Source organism: Metabacillus halosaccharovorans, from assembly GCF_002019635.1.
GTDB classification, from domain to species: Bacteria; Bacillota; Bacilli; order Bacillales; family Bacillaceae; genus Metabacillus; species Metabacillus halosaccharovorans.
Genome location: NZ_KV917371.1, coordinates 204,468 through 223,568, shown reverse-complemented (window position 1 = coordinate 223,568; position 19,101 = coordinate 204,468). Strand labels below are relative to the sequence as shown.

The 19,101-nt window shown below is 35.9% G+C and carries 14 protein-coding genes; 11 read left to right on the top strand and 3 right to left on the bottom strand.

Translation table 11 applies throughout. The features are described from left to right. Positions 1 to 183: 183 nt before the first annotated feature. Positions 184 to 1,086: a glutamate biosynthesis transcriptional regulator GltC gene (gene gltC / locus BK577_RS01070; RefSeq protein WP_078431223.1), complete on the bottom strand. Its 903-nt coding sequence runs from the start codon at positions 1,084 to 1,086 to the stop codon at positions 184 to 186. Between the two features lie 137 nt (positions 1,087 to 1,223). Between gltC and gltB the strand changes: the two genes are divergently transcribed. The 7 genes from gltB (at position 1,224) to BK577_RS01035 (ending at position 13,439) form a co-directional block, all read left to right on the top strand. Continuing rightward, entirely contained in the window at positions 1,224 to 5,792 is a 4,569-nt protein-coding gene (gene gltB, locus BK577_RS01065; RefSeq protein WP_078431222.1) for a glutamate synthase large subunit, read from the top strand. Positions 5,793 to 5,807: 15 nt separating this feature from the next. Further along, positions 5,808 to 7,292, top strand: coding sequence for a glutamate synthase small subunit (gene gltD, locus BK577_RS01060; protein ID WP_078431221.1), 1,485 nt, complete (start codon positions 5,808 to 5,810; stop codon positions 7,290 to 7,292). A gap of 192 nt (positions 7,293 to 7,484) precedes the next feature. Next, positions 7,485 to 9,128: a PAS domain-containing sensor histidine kinase gene (locus BK577_RS01055; protein WP_078431220.1), complete on the top strand. Its 1,644-nt coding sequence runs from the start codon at positions 7,485 to 7,487 to the stop codon at positions 9,126 to 9,128. A gap of 187 nt (positions 9,129 to 9,315) precedes the next feature. Further along, a complete protein-coding gene (locus BK577_RS01050) occupies positions 9,316 to 9,720 on the top strand; it encodes a YuzC family spore coat inner layer protein (protein WP_245823404.1) in 405 nt (134 codons plus the stop codon). Positions 9,721 to 9,810: 90 nt separating this feature from the next. After that, positions 9,811 to 11,709, top strand: coding sequence for a hypothetical protein (locus BK577_RS01045; RefSeq protein ID WP_078431219.1), 1,899 nt, complete (start codon positions 9,811 to 9,813; stop codon positions 11,707 to 11,709). Then, the gene (locus BK577_RS01040; RefSeq protein ID WP_078431218.1) at positions 11,706 to 12,842 is read left to right on the top strand and encodes an alcohol dehydrogenase catalytic domain-containing protein; all 1,137 of its coding nucleotides are present in this window, start codon (positions 11,706 to 11,708) and stop codon (positions 12,840 to 12,842) included. The genes BK577_RS01045 and BK577_RS01040 overlap by 4 nt, the downstream gene beginning before the upstream one ends. Positions 12,843 to 12,983: 141 nt before the next feature. Further along, complete coding sequence (locus BK577_RS01035) at positions 12,984 to 13,439, top strand: SRPBCC family protein (protein WP_078431217.1); 456 nt, start codon at positions 12,984 to 12,986, stop codon at positions 13,437 to 13,439. A gap of 85 nt (positions 13,440 to 13,524) precedes the next feature. Here BK577_RS01035 and yyaC read toward each other — a convergent pair whose 3' ends face one another. Beyond that, positions 13,525 to 14,115 (bottom strand): spore protease YyaC, encoded by a 591-nt coding sequence (gene yyaC / locus BK577_RS01030; protein WP_078431216.1) that lies wholly within the window; start codon positions 14,113 to 14,115, stop codon positions 13,525 to 13,527. Between the two features lie 191 nt (positions 14,116 to 14,306). Between yyaC and BK577_RS01025 the strand changes: the two genes are divergently transcribed. Further along, on the top strand, positions 14,307 to 15,026 hold the full coding sequence (locus tag BK577_RS01025) for a metallophosphoesterase family protein (protein ID WP_078431215.1): 720 nt from the start codon (positions 14,307 to 14,309) through the stop codon (positions 15,024 to 15,026). A gap of 117 nt (positions 15,027 to 15,143) precedes the next feature. Here the strand turns inward: BK577_RS01025 and BK577_RS01020 are convergent, their stop codons facing one another. Further along, positions 15,144 to 15,986 carry a deoxyribonuclease IV gene (locus BK577_RS01020; RefSeq protein WP_078431214.1) on the bottom strand — a complete coding sequence of 281 codons (843 nt, stop codon included), beginning with the start codon at positions 15,984 to 15,986 and terminating at the stop codon, positions 15,144 to 15,146. 174 nt (positions 15,987 to 16,160) lie between these two features. On the opposite strand from BK577_RS01020, the gene BK577_RS01015 reads away from it, so the two are divergent. From BK577_RS01015 to BK577_RS01005, 3 genes are all read left to right on the top strand, one after another. Next, positions 16,161 to 17,342 (top strand): MFS transporter, encoded by a 1,182-nt coding sequence (locus tag BK577_RS01015; protein ID WP_078431213.1) that lies wholly within the window; start codon positions 16,161 to 16,163, stop codon positions 17,340 to 17,342. 503 nt (positions 17,343 to 17,845) lie between these two features. After that, the gene (locus BK577_RS01010; protein WP_026560788.1) at positions 17,846 to 18,166 is read left to right on the top strand and encodes a MerR family transcriptional regulator; all 321 of its coding nucleotides are present in this window, start codon (positions 17,846 to 17,848) and stop codon (positions 18,164 to 18,166) included. 131 nt (positions 18,167 to 18,297) lie between these two features. Beyond that, the gene (locus BK577_RS01005) at positions 18,298 to 18,726 is read left to right on the top strand and encodes a cell wall hydrolase (RefSeq protein ID WP_078431212.1); all 429 of its coding nucleotides are present in this window, start codon (positions 18,298 to 18,300) and stop codon (positions 18,724 to 18,726) included. Positions 18,727 to 19,101 lie beyond the last annotated feature (375 nt).

Genomic DNA, 19,101 nt, shown 5'->3' with positions numbered 1-19,101 from the left:
CAAAAAATGATTTCTCATACAATAAAGAGGTTGGAATGGAAGCGCTATAAAATCTTATATAATGGTAGAAACTCGTCTAAAAAGGTTTCATCTCCATAATTTACAAAATAACAGAAGATTAATAAATGATATAATACAAGAGGACTGACAAATGAAAAATAACTTTGTCAGTCTTTTGTTTTTTTATTTATATTGTTCAAGCATTGAGAAAAATTCTTTTACAAATTTATAGAATACCTTCTCTGAAGGTGCAAGATCTCTTTTTTTCGAAACAATGATTCCAACAGATCTTCTAACTAATGGAAGTTCTATCGGTACTTTTACCGTAAACCGAGGGATGGATTCGTGAAAAGTACTTTCTGGTAAAAGTGTGACACCCATTCCTGCAGATACTAACCCTTTTATTGCATCTAAATCTTCACCAACTGAGGAAATATTCGGTACAAAACCAGCTTGCTTGCATGCATCAACAACAATATGTTGGAGAATATAACCTTTTGGAAATAAAACGAATGAATCGTTTCTCAGTTCATTCAAAAGAATGCTTCTTTTAGATGCGAGAGGGTGAGATGACGGCAATAAGGCCAAAATACTTTCCGTAAATAAAATAGATCCTTCTATATCTGGGATGTTCTGTGGTACAGGCCCTAAAAATGCTAAATCTATTTCACGGTTTATTACAGAATCAATTAAGAAATTATATGAACCCTGTCGCAAATGGAAGGCAACATTCGGGTGTTTTTCCTTAAATGCTGATATCACGGTTGGCAATAAGTGACTTGCAAGACTTGTAGGAAACCCGATTTTGATTGTTCCTCTTTCAGGATCTAAATACTCATCGATTTGTTTTTTTGCATAATCAATTGCCTTCATGGCTGTTTTGGTATGTGTAAGAAATACCTTTCCAATTGGTGTAAGCTTAACGTTTCGCCCTTCTCTTTCAAACAAAGTAACACCTAATTCTGCTTCAAGGTTAGCGATTTGTCTGCTTATTGCAGACTGAGCAACATGTAAATATTGTGCAGCTTCTGACACATGCTCACGCTCTGCTACTTCCATAAAATATCGTAATTGTCGTAATTCCATCATAGGCCTCCGATCATATATATCAATATTAGATTGATTCTATCTAAATTATATATTGTTAACATCAATTATGGAAGATATAATGTAATTATCTGAAAATTATCGGGTGTAAGATTATCTAACGGGGGGAGATATACATGACTTACAATCAAATACCTAAAGCACAAGGTCTCTACCGTCCTGAATTTGAACATGATGCATGCGGTATCGGTTTATACGCTCATATTAAAGGCCATGCTACACATGATATTGTAAAAAAAGGACTAAATATGCTTTGCCAACTAGATCACAGGGGTGGACAAGGCAGTGACCCATTAACAGGAGATGGCGCTGGTTTAATGGTGCAAATTCCTGATGCATTCTTCAAAAAGGCTTGCAAGGAAATGACTCTTCCTGAAAAAGGCCGCTATGGTGTAGGAATGATGTTTTTCTCAAATGACGATTCTGAACGGCAGCAAATTGAAGAGCAACTTAACAACTTTATTGAAGCTGAAGGTCAGACACTTTTAGGTTGGAGAGATGTACCAGTTAATGCAGAGGGAATTGGACCAGTTGCAAAAATGAGCTGTCCGGTTGTTCGCCAAGTATTTATTGGAGCAAATGAATCAATCCAAGACAATATTACGTTTGAACGTAAATTGTATGTGATTCGTAAACAAGCAGAAAATTGGGCTAGAGAGCGTGAATTGCGTTTCTACTTTACTAGTCTTTCAAGTAGCACAATTGTGTATAAAGGACTTTTAACACCTGAACAAGTTGATGCTTTCTACTTGGATTTACAGGATGAAGATTTTGTTTCTGCATTTTCACTTGTACATTCACGTTTTAGTACAAATACATTCCCAAGCTGGGAAAGAGCACATCCAAACCGCTATTTAATTCATAACGGTGAAATAAACACACTTCGTGGAAATATGAATTGGATGAAAGCAAGAGAGCAACAGTTTGTATCAGAAGCATTCGGTGAGGATCTTGAAAAGGTACTACCAATTCTAGATGCAGATGGTAGTGATTCATCTATTTTAGATAACGCGTTTGAGTTTTTCGTCTTGGCAGGTCGGAAGCCGGCACATGCCGCTATGATGATGATTCCAGAGCCTTGGACTGAGAATCCTCATATGAGTCAGGAAAAGAGAGCTTTCTATGAATATCATAGCTGCTTAATGGAGCCATGGGATGGACCAACCGCTATTTCATTTACGAACGGAAAGCAAATTGGTGCTATTCTTGATCGTAACGGACTTCGCCCGGCGCGCTATTATGTAACAAAAGACGATTACATCATTTTCTCTTCTGAAGTCGGCGTTATAGAAGTAGATGAAAAAGATGTATTATACAAAGATCGCTTAAGCCCAGGTAAAATGCTTCTAATCGATTTAGAAGAAGGACGCATTATTTCTGATGAAGAAATTAAAGAAGAAATGGCAAAAGAAGAGCCATATCAAGAATGGTTAAACGAGCAACTAATTAAGCTTGATGACCAATCTGATGTTTTAGAAGAAGAAGTTGTGACTGATATTGCAGTACGTCATCGTGCTTTTGGATATACGTATGAAGATATTCAAAAATATTTACTTCCTATTATTACGGAAGGAAAAGATCCATTAGGATCAATGGGAAATGATACACCACTTGCAGTATTATCAGATCGACCTCAATCATTATTTAATTATTTTAAGCAATTATTTGCACAAGTTACAAACCCGCCAATTGATGCAATTCGCGAGCAAATTGTAACATCTACCATGACTTTGCTTGGTACTGAAGGTAATATCCTTCACCCTACAAAAGAAAATGCACGTAGAATCCAGTTGGATTCGCCTGTACTTTCTAATATCCAATTAGCCCAATTACGTTTAAATCTAAACTCTGGATTTAAGAGCAAAACAATTCAAGCGATTTTTACTGGAAATTTAGACGAAGCAATCGAGAAATTATGTACTGAAGCAGATGAAGCAATCGGAAATGGTGTTAATATTCTCATCGTTTCTGATCGAGGAATGAATTCTGAAAACATTGCAATTCCTGCATTATTAGCTGTTGGTGCACTTCATCAACACTTAATTCGTCAAGGTACTCGCTCAAAAGCAAGCCTTGTTATTGAATCCGGTGAAGTAAGAGAAGTACATCACTTTGCAGCTTTAATTGGATATGGTGTCGATGCAATTAACCCTTATCTTGCATTTGCAACTTACAAAGAGGCAGTTTTAGATGGCAGCTTATCTTATAGCTATGAAGAGGTTGTTGCGAAATATATCAAAGGTGTTACTGAAGGTGTCGTTAAAGTAATGTCTAAGATGGGGATCTCAACTGTTCAAAGTTATCGTGGAGCACAAATTTTTGAGGCTGTCGGTATTAGTCAAGATGTGATTGACCGTTTCTTTACTGGAACAGCATCACAACTTGGCGGTATTAATCTTGAAACAATTGCAAAAGAAGCAGTATTACGTCATCAAGAAGCGTATTCTGAGAAAGTTGACAAGGTTCTGGATTCAGGAAGTGACTTCCAATGGAGAAAAAATGGAGAGCACCATGCATTCAATCCTTCAACAATTCACACATTACAATGGGCTTGTCGAAAAAATGATTATAGTCTATTTAAAAAATATTCAGATGCTGCGAATGAAGAAAGAATTGGATTCTTACGTAATCTATTCTCATTCAATGGTAAAAGATCATCAATTTCAATTGATGAAGTTGAATCAGTTGATTCAATCGTAAAACGTTTTAAAACTGGTGCAATGTCATTTGGTTCATTAAGTAAGGAAGCACATGAAACATTAGCAATTGCGATGAATCGTCTTGGCGGTAAAAGCAACAGTGGTGAAGGTGGAGAAGATTCAAACAGATTCATTGCTGATGAAAATGGCGATTTACGTCGCAGTGCAGTAAAACAAATCGCATCTGGTCGTTTCGGTGTAAAAAGTCACTATCTAGTAAATGCGGATGAGCTTCAAATAAAAATGGCTCAAGGTGCTAAGCCTGGTGAAGGTGGTCAGTTACCTGGAAATAAAGTCTATCCATGGGTTGCGGATGTTCGTGGTTCAACACCTGGTGTAGGATTAATTTCACCTCCTCCTCATCATGATATTTATTCTATTGAGGATTTAGCACAACTTATCCACGATTTGAAAAACTCTAACCGTGATGCGCGTATTAGTGTTAAGTTAGTTGCCAAAGCTGGAGTTGGGACAATTGCTGCAGGTGTTGCAAAAGGGGCAGCGGATGTAATTGTTATTAGTGGTTATGATGGCGGTACAGGTGCTTCTCCGAAAACGAGTATTAAGCACACAGGGTTACCTTGGGAGCTTGGCTTGGCCGAAGCACACCAAACCTTGATGCTAAACGGTCTTCGTGATCGTGTTGTATTAGAAACCGACGGTAAATTAATGACAGGTCGTGATGTAGCATTAGCTGCTATCCTTGGTGCTGAGGAATATGGCTTTGCAACAGCTCCGCTAGTTGTAATGGGTTGTATTATGATGCGTGTATGTCATCTGGATACATGTCCTGTTGGAGTAGCTACACAAAATCCAGAGCTTCGTGATAAATTTACTGGAGATCCGGATCACATTGTTAACTACATGCGTTTTGTTGCTCAAGAGGTCCGCGAAATCATGGCAGAACTTGGCTTCAGAACTATGGAAGAAATGGTTGGCAGCACGGATGTACTTGAAGTTAGCGAACGTGCAAAAGCTCACTGGAAAGCTAAAGATTTGGATTTATCTACACTTCTATACCAGCCGGAAGGTGCACGTACGGCAAGAATTAAACAAAACCATAAAATTGATCAATCTTTAGATATGGTTGAAATCTTACCAAAAGTTGAAAAAGCAATTGAAGCAGGTACACCTATTGATGTTTCATTTAACATTAAGAACATCAACCGTGTGGCTGGAACAATTGTTGGAAGTGAGATTTCTAAACGATACGGTGAAGAAGGATTACCGGAAGATACAATCACACTTCGCTTTACAGGATCGGCAGGTCAAAGTTTCGGAGCATTCGTTCCAAAAGGTGTAACTATGCACTTAACGGGTGATGCGAATGACTATATCGGTAAAGGACTTTCAGGCGGTAAAATTATCGTTAAACCTTCAGTTGATTCGAGTATTGTAGCTGCTGACAATGTAATTATCGGAAATGTTCCATTCTATGGTGCGACAAGTGGTGAAGCATATATCAATGGTCGTGCGGGGGAACGTTTCGGTGTTCGTAACAGTGGTGTTAATGTAGTCGTTGAAGGTGTGGGAGACCACGGTTGTGAGTACATGACAGGTGGCCGTGTAGTTATCCTTGGTGAAGTCGGCAAAAACTTTGGTGCAGGTATGTCAGGCGGTATTGCTTACGTACTTGCTGATAATAAAGAAGAATTTAAAGCAATTAGTAATGATGAAATGATTGAGTTTGAAAGTTTAGTAGATGAAAAGGAAATTGAATTCCTAAACGAAATGGTTCAAAATCATTTACATTATACAAACAGTCCAAAAGCTCGATTTGTATTAGACAACTGGAACGAAATACTTCCGAAGTTTGTTAAAGTAATTCCAAAAGACTACAAGCGTATGATGAATCGTATTGCTGAGCAAATGGAAGCTGGTTTAACTAATGAAGAAGCGATCATGAGTGCATTTGAAGCAAATGCAAAATCTGAAAAAAAAGGTTCAGTGACAAAGCCGTCACGTTCCAAAGCAGTAGTACAGTAGAAAGGGGAGAGGAAGATGGGGAAAGCAACAGGATTTTTGGAGTTTAAACGTGAAGAGGCAGCAGAACGTGATCCTCTCAAGCGTTTAGATGACTGGAAAGAGTATTCAGCTCCTTTCTCTGAGGAAAAGTTAAGCAGACAAGGAGCGCGCTGCATGGATTGCGCCACTCCTTTCTGTCATATTGGAACTGAGATTAATGGTTTCACGTCAGGATGTCCAATTCATAACTTGATTCCTGAGTGGAATGACTTAGTCTATCGTGGTAGATGGAAGGAAGCACTTGAACGCTTACTAAAAACAAATAACTTTCCGGAATTCACTGGAAGGGTTTGCCCGGCACCGTGCGAGGGTTCTTGTAATGTAGCCATTTCTGACCCGGCTGTTACAATTAAAAACATTGAAAAAGCTATTATTGACAAAGGCTTTGAAAATGGTTGGATTACACCGCGCATTCCCGAGAAACGTACGGGTAAAAAGGTAGCAATTGTTGGCTCAGGTCCTGCTGGTTTAGCTGCAGCAGATCAACTTAACCAAGCAGGTCATACAGTGACTGTTTATGAACGTGCAGACCGTGCAGGCGGATTGTTAACATATGGTATTCCTAATATGAAGCTTGATAAAGGTATTGTGGAACGTCGAGTAAACCTGTTGACTCAAGAAGGTATTACGTTTATTACGAATACTGAGGTCGGAAAAGACATTACAGCAGATGAACTGCGTGCTCAACACGATGCTGTGATCCTATGTGTCGGTGCTCAGAAGCAACGTGATTTACGTATAGAAGGACGAGAAGCAAACGGAGTTCACTTTGCAATGGATTATCTAACAGATGTAACAAAAAGCTATTTAAATACAAATTTTGAAGATAATCAATTTATCAATGCTGAAGGCAAAGATGTAATTGTAATCGGTGGTGGAGATACAGGTGCTGACTGTGTAGCAACCGCACTCCGCCAAAATTGTAATAGTGTGGTTCAATTTGGTAAACACCCTAAATTGCCAATGTCTCGTACAGTTGAAAATATGTGGCCAGAGGCTCCACATGTGTTTACGATGGAATACGCGTATGAGGAAGCAGAAGCTAAGTTCGGTGAGGATCCGCGTCAATACTGTATCCAAACAACAAAGCTCATTTCGGATGAAAAAGGAAACCTTAAAGAACTTCACACAATTCAAATGGAAAAACTAAAAGATGAACAAGGCTTATATTACTTCAAAGAAGTCCCGGGTTCTGAAAAAGTATGGCCTGCTCAACTAGTCTTTATAGCAATTGGATTTGAAGGTTCAGAACAACCAGTATTAAAGCAGTTTAATGTTGACCAAACTGCACGCAATGTTGTTGCTGCTAAATATGGAGACTTCCGTACAAACATTGATGGTGTTTTCGCAGCAGGCGATGCTCGTCGTGGTCAAAGTTTGATTGTATGGGCAATCAATGAAGGTAGAGAAGCTGCGCGTGAAGTAGATCTTTATTTAATGGGAAGCACTGTTTTAGCTTAATATTCTTCCAAGGATCAAGGCATTTAGTTGCTTTGATCCTTTTTCTTTTGTTTCAAAAAACGTCTAAGTCTTAGCAATAATTCCTAATGGACGATATAGTACATTTTTAGTAGAATTAACTTTTGGAATAAAATAATAGATGAAATAATAGTGCAGGTGACTTAGGTTTAACCAATCACTAAGGAGAAATTAATGGTAAATAAATATAAAATTCTAGTATATTATGTGATTTTCAGTTCGGTATGGATTCTTGCTACAGACAATCTTCTGGTTCTATTAAATATCCCCAAAGGGACCTTACTATTATTTCATAATATAAAAGGTTTCTTGTTTGTCCTTTTAACCAGCATCTTTATTTTTTATTTAGTCTTAAAAAGAGAAGCATATAAAAATGAGAAGCGAGAAAAAGACAAACTAAGTATTTTAATTAACTCAATGGTTGATTTTGTTAATTTTAAAGATGGAGAAGGGCGTTGGACAAAAGCGAATGATTTTGCACTTGAATTATTTCAATTAGAAGATGTGGATTATGTTGGAAAAAAAGACTCAGAACTTGCTGAAAATACTGAGTTTTATGCTGAAGCATTAAGATATTGTGAAACATCTGATGAGCAGGCATGGTTAATTGGAACAAAAAGCAGATGTATTGAAGAAATACCTATGCCAGATGGTAGTGTAAAAACATTTGATACGATTAAAATTCCGCTGTTTCATGAAGATGGATCACGTAAGGAATTAGTTGTGATGGGAAGAGATGTAACTGAAAAAGTCCTAGCTGAGAAAAAATTAGCAGCAAGTGAACAAAGGTATAAATCTCTTTTTGATTTTAACCCTGAGTTAGTGTATATGATTGACTTAGAAGGAAGGCTCACAGAGGTTAATGAACATTTTTACCGCTTTACAGGGTTTACAAAAGAAGAAATTGTGAATAAGACGGTCTTACCGATAATATCGAAAAGAGACCGTTGGAAGATTTACAAGTCGTACAAACAAATTATCCACCATAATCTATCGTTTACAAATGAAGAGATTGAAATTGTAATGAAAGATCATACAACAAAAATATTAAGATGCACATCAGTGCCAATGATTATTAACGAAAAAACAGTCGGGATCATTGGATATGCAGTAGACATTTCAAAAGAAAAAGAAACAGAAAGGCTTCTTCGAAAAACAGAGAAATTATCCGTTGTAGGTGAGCTTGCAGCTAGCGTTGCTCACGAAATTCGAAATCCGTTAACATCATTAAAAGGTTTTGTACAGATGCTTCAAAGGAGTAATAAAGAGAATGAATTTTACTACCGTATCATGCTTGATGAACTTGAAAGAATGAATATTATCTCAAGTGAATTATTAGTACTTGCAAAACCTCAAAAAATTCAATTTCAAAAAAAGGACATTAATAATCTGTTAAGGGATGTAAAGTCCTTACTTGAATCAGAAGCAAATTTATATGGAGTGACATTGCATATTCAAATAAATAAAAATCTTCCTATAATTGATTGTGAACCAAATCAATTAAAACAACTTTTTATTAACATTATGAAAAACTCTATTGAAGCTTCATCAAAAAATGTATATGTTTCACTTGAAATGATGGATGTAAAAACTGTAAAGGTTACGTTTAAAGATGACGGATGTGGAATTGATGAGGACCGTCTAAAACATTTAGGTGAGCCATTTTATTCAATGAAGGAAAAAGGAACAGGACTTGGTTTAACTGTAAGTTATCGTATTGTTGAATTCCATAAAGGAAAAATATCTTTTATTAGTTCTAAAAATAAAGGAACTGAAGTTGAACTTCTTTTACCTATTTATAAAAGTACAATGCCCTAAGACTTCTTCTTAGGGTTTTTATTCAGAAAAAAGGTATTTTAAAAACGTGTTGTTACTTTTCTTGCTCCATTTCTTTTTACTGCCATTTAGTTAATTGTTTATTATTCACTACGTAGTTTAGATATGTCATCACATCTTTTCCTAATTCCCGTATATTGGAAGAAGAACCTGAAAAGGAGCTGTTACTATGCTGCCAATATACTATTGTCCAATATGTTTTCCTATACCTCATTATAATGGTTTAAGAATAGTCGATACAGTACAAGACTATTGCATGTCATTCTCTCCTAACAGACAATTCCCTGAAATAGACCCGACACTTTTTGAACAATCAGCTAAATCTATGCAAGTTTTAATGAAAGAGGCAAGTTTAGTGTTAAACAAACTTGCTCAATCCAAAGATTTTGCTTCTAAGGTGATGTATGCCGCACAACAGTCAAATATGAACGAAGTTAATAAACTAATAAAATCAACTGGAATTAAATCGAAAGTAAAAACCTCCTTTAATCCAGATGGAATACATTTGAATCTTTCATCTTCAATTGGAGGAGCAGAATGCTGTCAATTGACGGTCTCTTTGCGGTGGCTGTAGAGGTATTTGGGTGAAAAAATAAACAAAATAAGCATAACGTGAATGGATGGTTAAATAATAACTATCATCAAGTCTAAAGGAGAAATAAAATTGAGAAAACGATCCATCATACTATCCATTCTTTTTATATGCTTGATTGTGCCAGTTGCTTATTTTACAGTGGTAGGAATTGAATATGCATATGTACCTCCAGACTCAAATGTAGATACTAAAGAAAGCAATTCTTTTAAAGGAATTCGCCAGATGACAAGTGATGTACAGGAAGAACCTGATCATGAATTCATTCAAACAGGCAGAAAGCTTTTTTATGAAGAAACATTCGGAAATGAAGTTTTTTTTACAGATGTTATGGGAATGTTTGACGGTGCGTTGACACTTCCTAATGTAGCGTCGGCAATCATTAAATTAAACGGACAAGGTACAGATAATCTTCAAGTACAAGCAGCTAAATCGGTAATCATCGGTGATATAAAAGTAAATAAAGGTGACTTAATTGACACAGGTCTTGATGTACCCAAGGGTGCATTAATCCCTCTTGGAGTGAAGGTTAGGTATGAGGAGGGAAAGGTAAGAGCTGGAATTAGTTGTGCGGTTTGTCACTCCTCATTAGATGATCAGAAAGAGGTAGTTCACGGAATACCGAATGCAGATTTAAATATTGGATTACTTGTGGCATTAGCTACAAATTCTGCTTCCTATTTTACACATACTGAAATGAAAAATATACAAGACTTCATTACCTCTACAGATCGTACTGTTAAAAGTACAGAAGGGGAGGAACTCGCTTTACCTGACATTCAACGACTTGAGAAATATGTTGATCAAGAAGTAATGAAATGGCCACGAGGTGGAAATGACACAACAATTGATCTTATAAATAATCCGGTACAAACACCTGACGTCTTTACATTAGGTGACCATCCGTATGGATGGAGTGGACAAGGACAATTAGGACCTTTTAAGGGACTAAGTGCCATTATTAATAATGCACATGCTCAAAATATGGACGCTGTTTCCCAAATGACGATTAGTAAAGAAATATTAGGTATTGATAAAGAATTATATGTGGCAATATTACTTCAAAATGCTGCAGATAAAAGGTATAAATATGATCCTGAGAGCGGAGAAAGTCCGACGGATTTTTTAGCAAAAATAGATCCAACTCCGAATGCAGATGGAGTATTAGAGTTAATTGAGTCTCCCTCATATCCTAAAGTATCATTTTTATCAAGTGTAGGTTTATTTGCAAGTTCTGATGGATATCGGGCATGGGAGCAATTAAATTCGATGTCTGCCTTTATGAATTCTTTAAAACCGCCAAAAACAGCAATAAATAATGATGATAAAATACTACTTGACGGGAAATCAGTTTTTAATCGTGCTGGTTGCATCAAGTGTCATGCAGGTCAGTATTTAACAAATAATCAATTAATGTCTCCAAAAGAGATTGGTACAGAAAGTTCTAGAGCTAGAGCACTTAACAACACTGAAAAATTTTTCTCTAGCCCAGGTGGCCTATATGACCCTGAAACACCTGTTCCTCTACCGGAAAAACCGATTATCAGAGAACTAACTTTAACAGCTGAACAAGAAAAACAATTAAAAAGAAGCTGGGGACATAATGGTTCAGATGGAGCATACAAAGTTCCAAGTCTTGTTGGACTATTCTGGAGTGCACCATATTTGCATGACGGGGGAGTTGCAGTTGGTCAAAATCTGAATGAAGAAATAGGAGTAAATGAAACTTTATATAAAGGAAAGAAAGCAGATCCGATAAACAGTCTATTAGCACTAATTGATTCCGAATTGAGACAGAAAGTAGTAAAAGAAAACGTGAAAAACCAAAAATTAAAAACAGCACATGTAAGTGGAGAAGGTCATGAATTTTGGGTGGATCATACTACTGGTTTTACAGAAGAAGAGCAGCAGGCACTCATTATGTATTTATTAACAGTAACTGATCAAAATGATGGGAGTAAGAGTAAATGAGGGCGGTCACATATCAGGGGTTTATGGATGTAAAGGTAAAAGATATGCCTGATCCACAAATTAAAAATAAGGATGATATGATCGTAAAAGTAACTCATACATCAATTTGTGGTTCAGACCGACATTTTTATCATGGTATGATACCAAGTATGAAAAAGGATTATATTATCGGACATGAAGCAATAGGGATCGTTTATGAAATCGGCTCGGATGTACATCGTATTAAAAAGGGAGACAAAGTTGTATTACCATATAATATCGCTTGCGGTGAATGTGTAAACTGCAAAAGAAAACTTGAGAGTCAATGTTTACGATCAAATCTCGATGGTGAGATTGGTGGTTGTTATGGCTGTTCCAGATTGTTTGGAGATTATAGTGGTACTCAAGCAGAATATGTTCGTGTACCATATGCAAATTTTGGGACCTTTAAAGTTCCGGAATATAATGAAGTGGCAGATGAAGAATTATTACTATTAACTGATGCCTATTCAACAGCATATTGGGGAATACAGCAAGCTGAGGTAAAGAGTGGTGACACTGTGATTGTTTTGGGTTGTGGTCCTATCGGATTGATCACACAGAAACTTGCGTGGTTAAAAGGCGCAAAAAGAGTGATAGCAGTTGATCATGTACCTTATCGACTTGAACATGCAGAAAAATGGAATCGTGTAGAAGCTTTTAATTTCCAAGAAGTTAAAGAACTTAAGCAACATCTTAAAGAAATAACAAAAGGTGGTTCTGATGTAGTAATTGACTGTGTCGGAATGAGCGGGAAAATGAGACCGACAGAAATAATGGAAACAGCTCTTAGGCTACAAGGCGGGGCTTTAGGTGCCATCGAATTTGCAAGCCAGGTAGTTCGCTCGGGTGGAATTATTCAATTGGTGGGAATATATGGTACAAGATATAATCAGTTTCCATTGGGTGATTTATTTGCGAGAAACATTACATTAAAAATGGGACTTGCTTCTGTTATCCATCTAATTCCTTTTTTATACGATCTTCTCAAAACGAAACAAGTAAATTTGTTGGATGTGATCACCCACCATCTTTCTTTAGAAGAAGCAGAGCATGCCTATAAGATTTTTAATTCACATAAGGAAAATTGTTTGAAGATTATTTTAAAACCCTGAGAAAAGGACATTCGTAACGGAAGTTAATGTTTTATGAATAATACATTTTCAACACATATTGGACAATGAAAAAGAATAAGTACTGTATAAATGGTTTTTCATCTATGAATCATTAATTGAACGTGAAGGTAGGTTTGATAAATGGCCAATCATTTATACAAAGTAGAAGTTGATCATCCTATCCATTCTATATGGAGTTTTGTAAGTGTAATGGATCATTGGGCACCACTTGTACCTGGCTATATTGATCATGAAATAATTAGTGAAAAAGAATCAACATGGAAATTTAAAACAGACTTAGGTGTTATAAAACGAAAAATCCATCTAAAAGTAGATATTTTGACATGGTTAGAACCATCAAAAGTGGAGTTTAATCTAACCGGAATCAATGAGAAGATTAGTGGAAAGGGATATTTTGAAGCAAAGCCTCTGGAATCAAATAAAACGTTAATGTCAGGTTTTCTTGACATTACTCCTGAAGGTGCCTTAGCAAAAATGGTAAGCGCCAAGTTAGAAAAAAATTTAGTGGAAATAACAGAAGAGCTAACGGAAGCAATCGTATCTAAAATTGATGAAAGAGAGAATGTCCTTCGATAAAATAATCTAAAGCAAAAATTATTGATAAGAACTAGTGCCGAATGGAGAATTTCGTAATTAGATTCTGCATTCGGCTACTGCTGCTTCAAAATATCGGATAATTAGGAGGGTATTGGAAAAATTGCCGAACTGCAAGAGAAATTCCTTTGGCAATATTTGTTGTCATTGTGTAGATAAGATGTAAATTTGTATGAAATAGTGTAGACTGATCCTGAAAATCCTTCTCAAGGACAACTCCCATAATACTACAATCACCAATTGCAGGAAGCTGTTTTCCTAAACCCTCACCAGGCAGAATAGGTCCATCTTTAATGACAATTGACTGAACTATGTTTTTAGATCCTAAAACACTATCAATAGCTATGACAAAACTATTTTGTGGTAAGCAGATCTTGGTAAATTCACTCACTAAGTTTGATGAATCTAGTGGGGACTGAAGATTCCCTAACACAGTTAAATGTCTTGGGAATTTATGTTGCAGGAGTGTACCAACAAAAGGACCGAGACTGTCACCGTTTATTTGATTCGACCCTATTCCCACAACATAAATATGTTTTGTTGCTTTCGGTATATGTTGAAATAAAACATTTCGAATCAAATATGGAGCAATTGTGTGATCATATGGAATAATACTTTGAGGTATGACATTGCTGTTTATATGTTTTTGAGCTAACATGGATTCCCCTCCAATAAAAACACATCTTCTCTATAATGTTTATTATTTAATTATTCTTTTTCTTTGTTTAACTCTCCTTCCAAGAAAAGAAGAAAATTTAATAATTAAACTAACAATTTTTTACAAATGGCTACCAAACCATTGGATTGGTATACTAGAGAAAGATTCGTTTAATTTGGAGGGATTTGATCGTGAAAATTGCATTTATCTCAGATATACACGGTAATGCTGTTGCACTTGAAGCAGTCTTAGAAGATCTTAAAAAGAAAAATATTGAAAAAATTTGTGTTCTTGGTGACATATGCTATAGAGGACCTGAACCAAAAAAATCGTTAGAACTTATTCAATCCTTACAAGCTGAGGTGATAAAAGGAAATGCTGATGAATGGGTTGTGAGAGGGGTTCGGCAAGGAGAAGTACCTGATGGAGCTCTTGAAATGATGAACAAGGAACGTGAATGGATATTTTCTAACCTTGAATCAACAGATATTTGCTATTTATCTCAGCTACCTACAGAATTACACTTAAATGAACATGGTATTGAAATCTTTGCTTTTCATGCAACACCTACCAGTTTATTTGAAGTGATACCCCAAAATGCAGAAGATTGCCTGTTACATGAAAAGGTGTTTTCGAAAAAGGATGCAACTATTTATCTTTATGCTCATATTCATAAGCCTTATATTCGGTACATTAATGGTAAAGTGATAATGAATATTGGGAGTGTAGGCCTGCCCTTTGATGGTGTAACAAAAGCATCTTACGGTATTATCACAATAGATGAGAGTGGATTTAGTACATCTATTGAAAGAGTTGGCTATGATATTGAAAAGGTTATGAAACAGTATAGAGAAGCCGGTTATCCAAATGCTGATATGATGATACAGGTCCTTAAAAACGGTAGGATATAAATTTCTCGGGAAAGCGCAAAACTTGACAAAAAGGTAGTTCTTTGTCGTAACATGCTGGTTTATGAAATGTAGAGGTTTCTCGGATGGATTTTTTGTTGATTAGATAAGGATGAGGCTCTACCGGTAGTTCTTAACAAATTGGTAGAGCTGGTTTATTTCTTCCATGTGTGTTACACCTTCATTTGATGGTGTTTCAAGAACAAAAGGAATTTCTGATAATAGATCTAACTGAAACAATTTAATAAATTCATCACTCTCTATGAATCCATTACCAAAAATATTCGCATGTCTATCTTTACGAGATCCAAGCGGGTATTTGGAATTATTTAAATGTATAGCTTCCAGATATTCAAGGTAACCTAGTTCAATTGCTTTTTGCCAAAATTCCTCATTTTGTTGCCCGCTCCATAGACCACTTGCAAAAGCATGACAAGTATCGAGACAAAATCCGACTTTTTCGGGATTATCTATTAGGCTCCTAATTTGAACAAGCTCTTCCAATGTTGTCCCCAGTGCTCCTGATGTTCCGGCATTATTTTCAATTAATAACTTGCATTTTCCATTCCATTGCGATAAAACAAGATTTAACATCTCAATCATTAACTGATAGCTTGTCAGTGGATGATCTGCATCGAGAAGGTGCCCGAAATGGACAACTACTCCGATAGATCCGCAACTTTCAGCAATCTCTAAATCATTTAACAATGATGCAATCGTTAGTTCCTTTTTCTCTAATGATGGAGTAAGAGAAGTTGGGTAAGGTGTATGTGCTATGGATACAAGATCATGTTCATTACAAAATCCGGAGCATTGATTTGCATCTTCTAAATTAAACACTTTCACTGACAAGCTCCTTGGATTTTTTGGAAAGTACTGAAATGCTTTAGCACCTATGGTATATGCATGCTTAGCAGCGGCAAAATATCCATTTTTAATACTCACATGACAACCAAATTTCATTTATCTCACCCTAACCGTCACTTTAGTTGCTTGTCATCTTTTTATTATTTATAAAATAAAACACTTTATTCTTGCAGTTGAGTATATATTGTAAAACATATCATTTGTTATTTAGTCTTATAAATATTAACCTTATTAAATAATAGCTTATTACATTGGAAGAGGAGGGCTTTTTTGGATTCTCAGCAATCAAATGCATTACATAAAGAAAAGATTTGGACACGTGACTTTATATTAATTTGTATATCAAACTTTTTTATTTTCCTTGGTTTTCAAATGACCTTGCCAACGATTCCGCTTTATGTAGAAGAGTTAGGGGGAAATGACCAACTAATTGGGATTGTTGTTAGTATTTTCACTTTTTCAGCCTTATTAGTAAGATCCTATGCAGGGCATGCACTTGAAACAAGAGGCAGAAAAATTGTGTATTTAACTGGTATTCTAATTTTTGTTGTATCCGTTGGGTCCTTTGGCTTTCTGCCGGCGATAGGATTTTTATTTTTTATGAGATTTATTCAAGGTATTGGTTGGGGTTTTTCTACAACGGCATCTGGAACAATTGCGAGTGATATAATCCCTTCAAAGAGACGTGGAGAAGGAATGGGATACTATGGCTTATCAGGAAACATCGCACTAGCCTTTGGACCATCATTGGGACTTTCCTTAGCTGGGGTTTTATCTTATACACAATTATTTATGATTTGTGCAATCCTAGGGTTAATAGCGTTTCTCCTTTCATCAAGAATACGCTATAAAACAATAGAGAAAACCCAACAAGTAGGTAAAAAAGAAAAATGGGATATTTATGAAAAAACTGCACTCAAACCGTCCCTGTTGCTTTTTTTCATTACAGTAACCTTTGGGGGCATTGCTTCATTCTTACCGTTATATACAGCTCAAAAAGGAATCTCAGGTATACAATGGTATTTCCTTGTTTTTGCCTTGGCTTTGATGGCATCCAGAACGTTTGCGGGAAAAATATATGATGTAAAAGGACATCGTGCAATTTTTATACCTGGAACTATTCTCATTGTTGCTGCTATGATTTTATTGGCATGGTTATTAAATACAACCGTTCTGTTAATTGCTGCTGTTTTATATGGAATAGGCTTTGGATCTGTACAGCCAGCTCTACAGGCATGGTCAATTGAGAATGCACCGAAACATAGAAGAGGTATGGCAAATGCAACCTTCTTCTCTTCCTTTGATCTAGGTGTTGGAATGGGTGCTTTATTATTTGGACAGATAGGTCATTTATTCGGATATCATACGATTTATTTGGTTTCAGCTTTTTCTGTTTTCGTGTCAATCATATTATATATAGTTCTTATCAACAATGATAGAAAAGAGTTGTAAGATATTCTGTCATACTACTCGAAAAAACAATGTCAGATAATCTTACAAATAACTTTTGGTATATGAATTTTCTGATAATATGATAGTAACAGATCAAAGAGAAAGGGTTGTGTTCTGAATGACAATTAGGGAGATAAGAGAAAATATGATTAAAAAAGTAGCGGATGAGTTTAAGATTACTCCTGAACAAGCAATAGAACTTATTAATAGCAGTTTCGAGATAGGGGAACCAGAGTGAGTAGTAAGTTTTCTGGTGGCCTTATGATAAATAAGAAAAAGAGGCATCTAAAAAGGATGTCTCTTCATTATTATGGACATTTTTGCGTGTTAACTATTCTTACGTAAAAATTAAGAAGTAAAGTATTTCTCAGAACAAAAGAGACGGAATATTATAAATAAACCAAAAATTACATAAATAATTCTTGTTAGAAAACGGTTACTGTTGCTAAAGTAAAAAAGAGATTAACTGAACGAAAATTTATCATTCATAAGAGGGGATTCATATGGAGAAAAGTATGTCTTACCGTGATAAAAAAGTAATGTCAATGGGAACAGTATGTGAAATGACAGGATTATCTGAGAGAAGAATCCGCTACTATGAAGAAAGAAAACTAATTTTTCCTGAGCGTACTTCAACTGGTTTCCGTAAATATTCTTTTTCAGATATTGAAAAACTAATGGACATTGCAGAAAAGGTTGAAGAGGGTGTTCAAACAGATGAAATACGGAGAGATTATAGAAAAAAGGAAACAGATGCTGAATTAAAGAAAAAAATGATTAGAGGACAATTAAACTCTCACTTCCAGAGAAGCGGGTTTAAGTAAATGATAAAAAATATAGAAGAAAAGAATGCGAAAACATCGCATTTTTTTTATATGGAGATATGTATATAAATAGTCATGTGCCTAGCTTTCTATAAAATATGATAAAAAGAGGATTGAAATGAGGTGAATGCATGGCCGTTGTAAAAACGAACGAAGCAGATATTGCCTTATTAGCTAGGTTGCTTCGTGCGGAAGCTGAAGGAGAAGGAATTCAAGGTATGCTTTTAGTTGGAAATGTAGGAATAAATCGGATTCGTTCCAACTGTTCGGATTTTAAGGGATTACGTACAATTCGGAATATGATTTTTCAACCACATGCTTTTGAAGCCACAACCAAAGGTTATTTTTTTCAGAGGGCAAGAGAGAGTGAAAAAAGACTTGCTCGAAGAGTCGTAAACGGAGAAAGGTTTTGGCCGGCAAAATTTAGCCTATGGTATTTTCGTCCTCAGGGTGATTGCCCTCCACAATGGTACAATCAGCCCCTGGTGGGGAGATTCAAACTTCATTGTTTTTATGAACCTACTGCAGAAGAATGTGAAAATATTTATAATACATTTTGATGGTGTTAAAAAGGAAAACGACATTCCTAATCCTACTGATCGTTTTCCTTCTTTTGTGTGTTCATTCATCTATTCTATAATGCACCCCTGACTGCTTGCCCCATTATCACATGTCCCTTAACATATGTTCTCGCCTGATTTTTCATTATTTCAAGATTGACGAGCTTTATTTCGACAAAACTAGATGTATCTGAATGAAATGATAAAATGAGTTTAGATAATTCCTTATCAGTGTACGAAAAAGGTAGAAAATTGTAAATTTTTGTATAGTCTAACTGAATTCAAAACAAAAAGAGACAAAAAATTCACGTTAATTTCCGAAACGGATATTAACGGTTTTACATTTGTTCATCGAGTGTCCATTACAGGAAGACA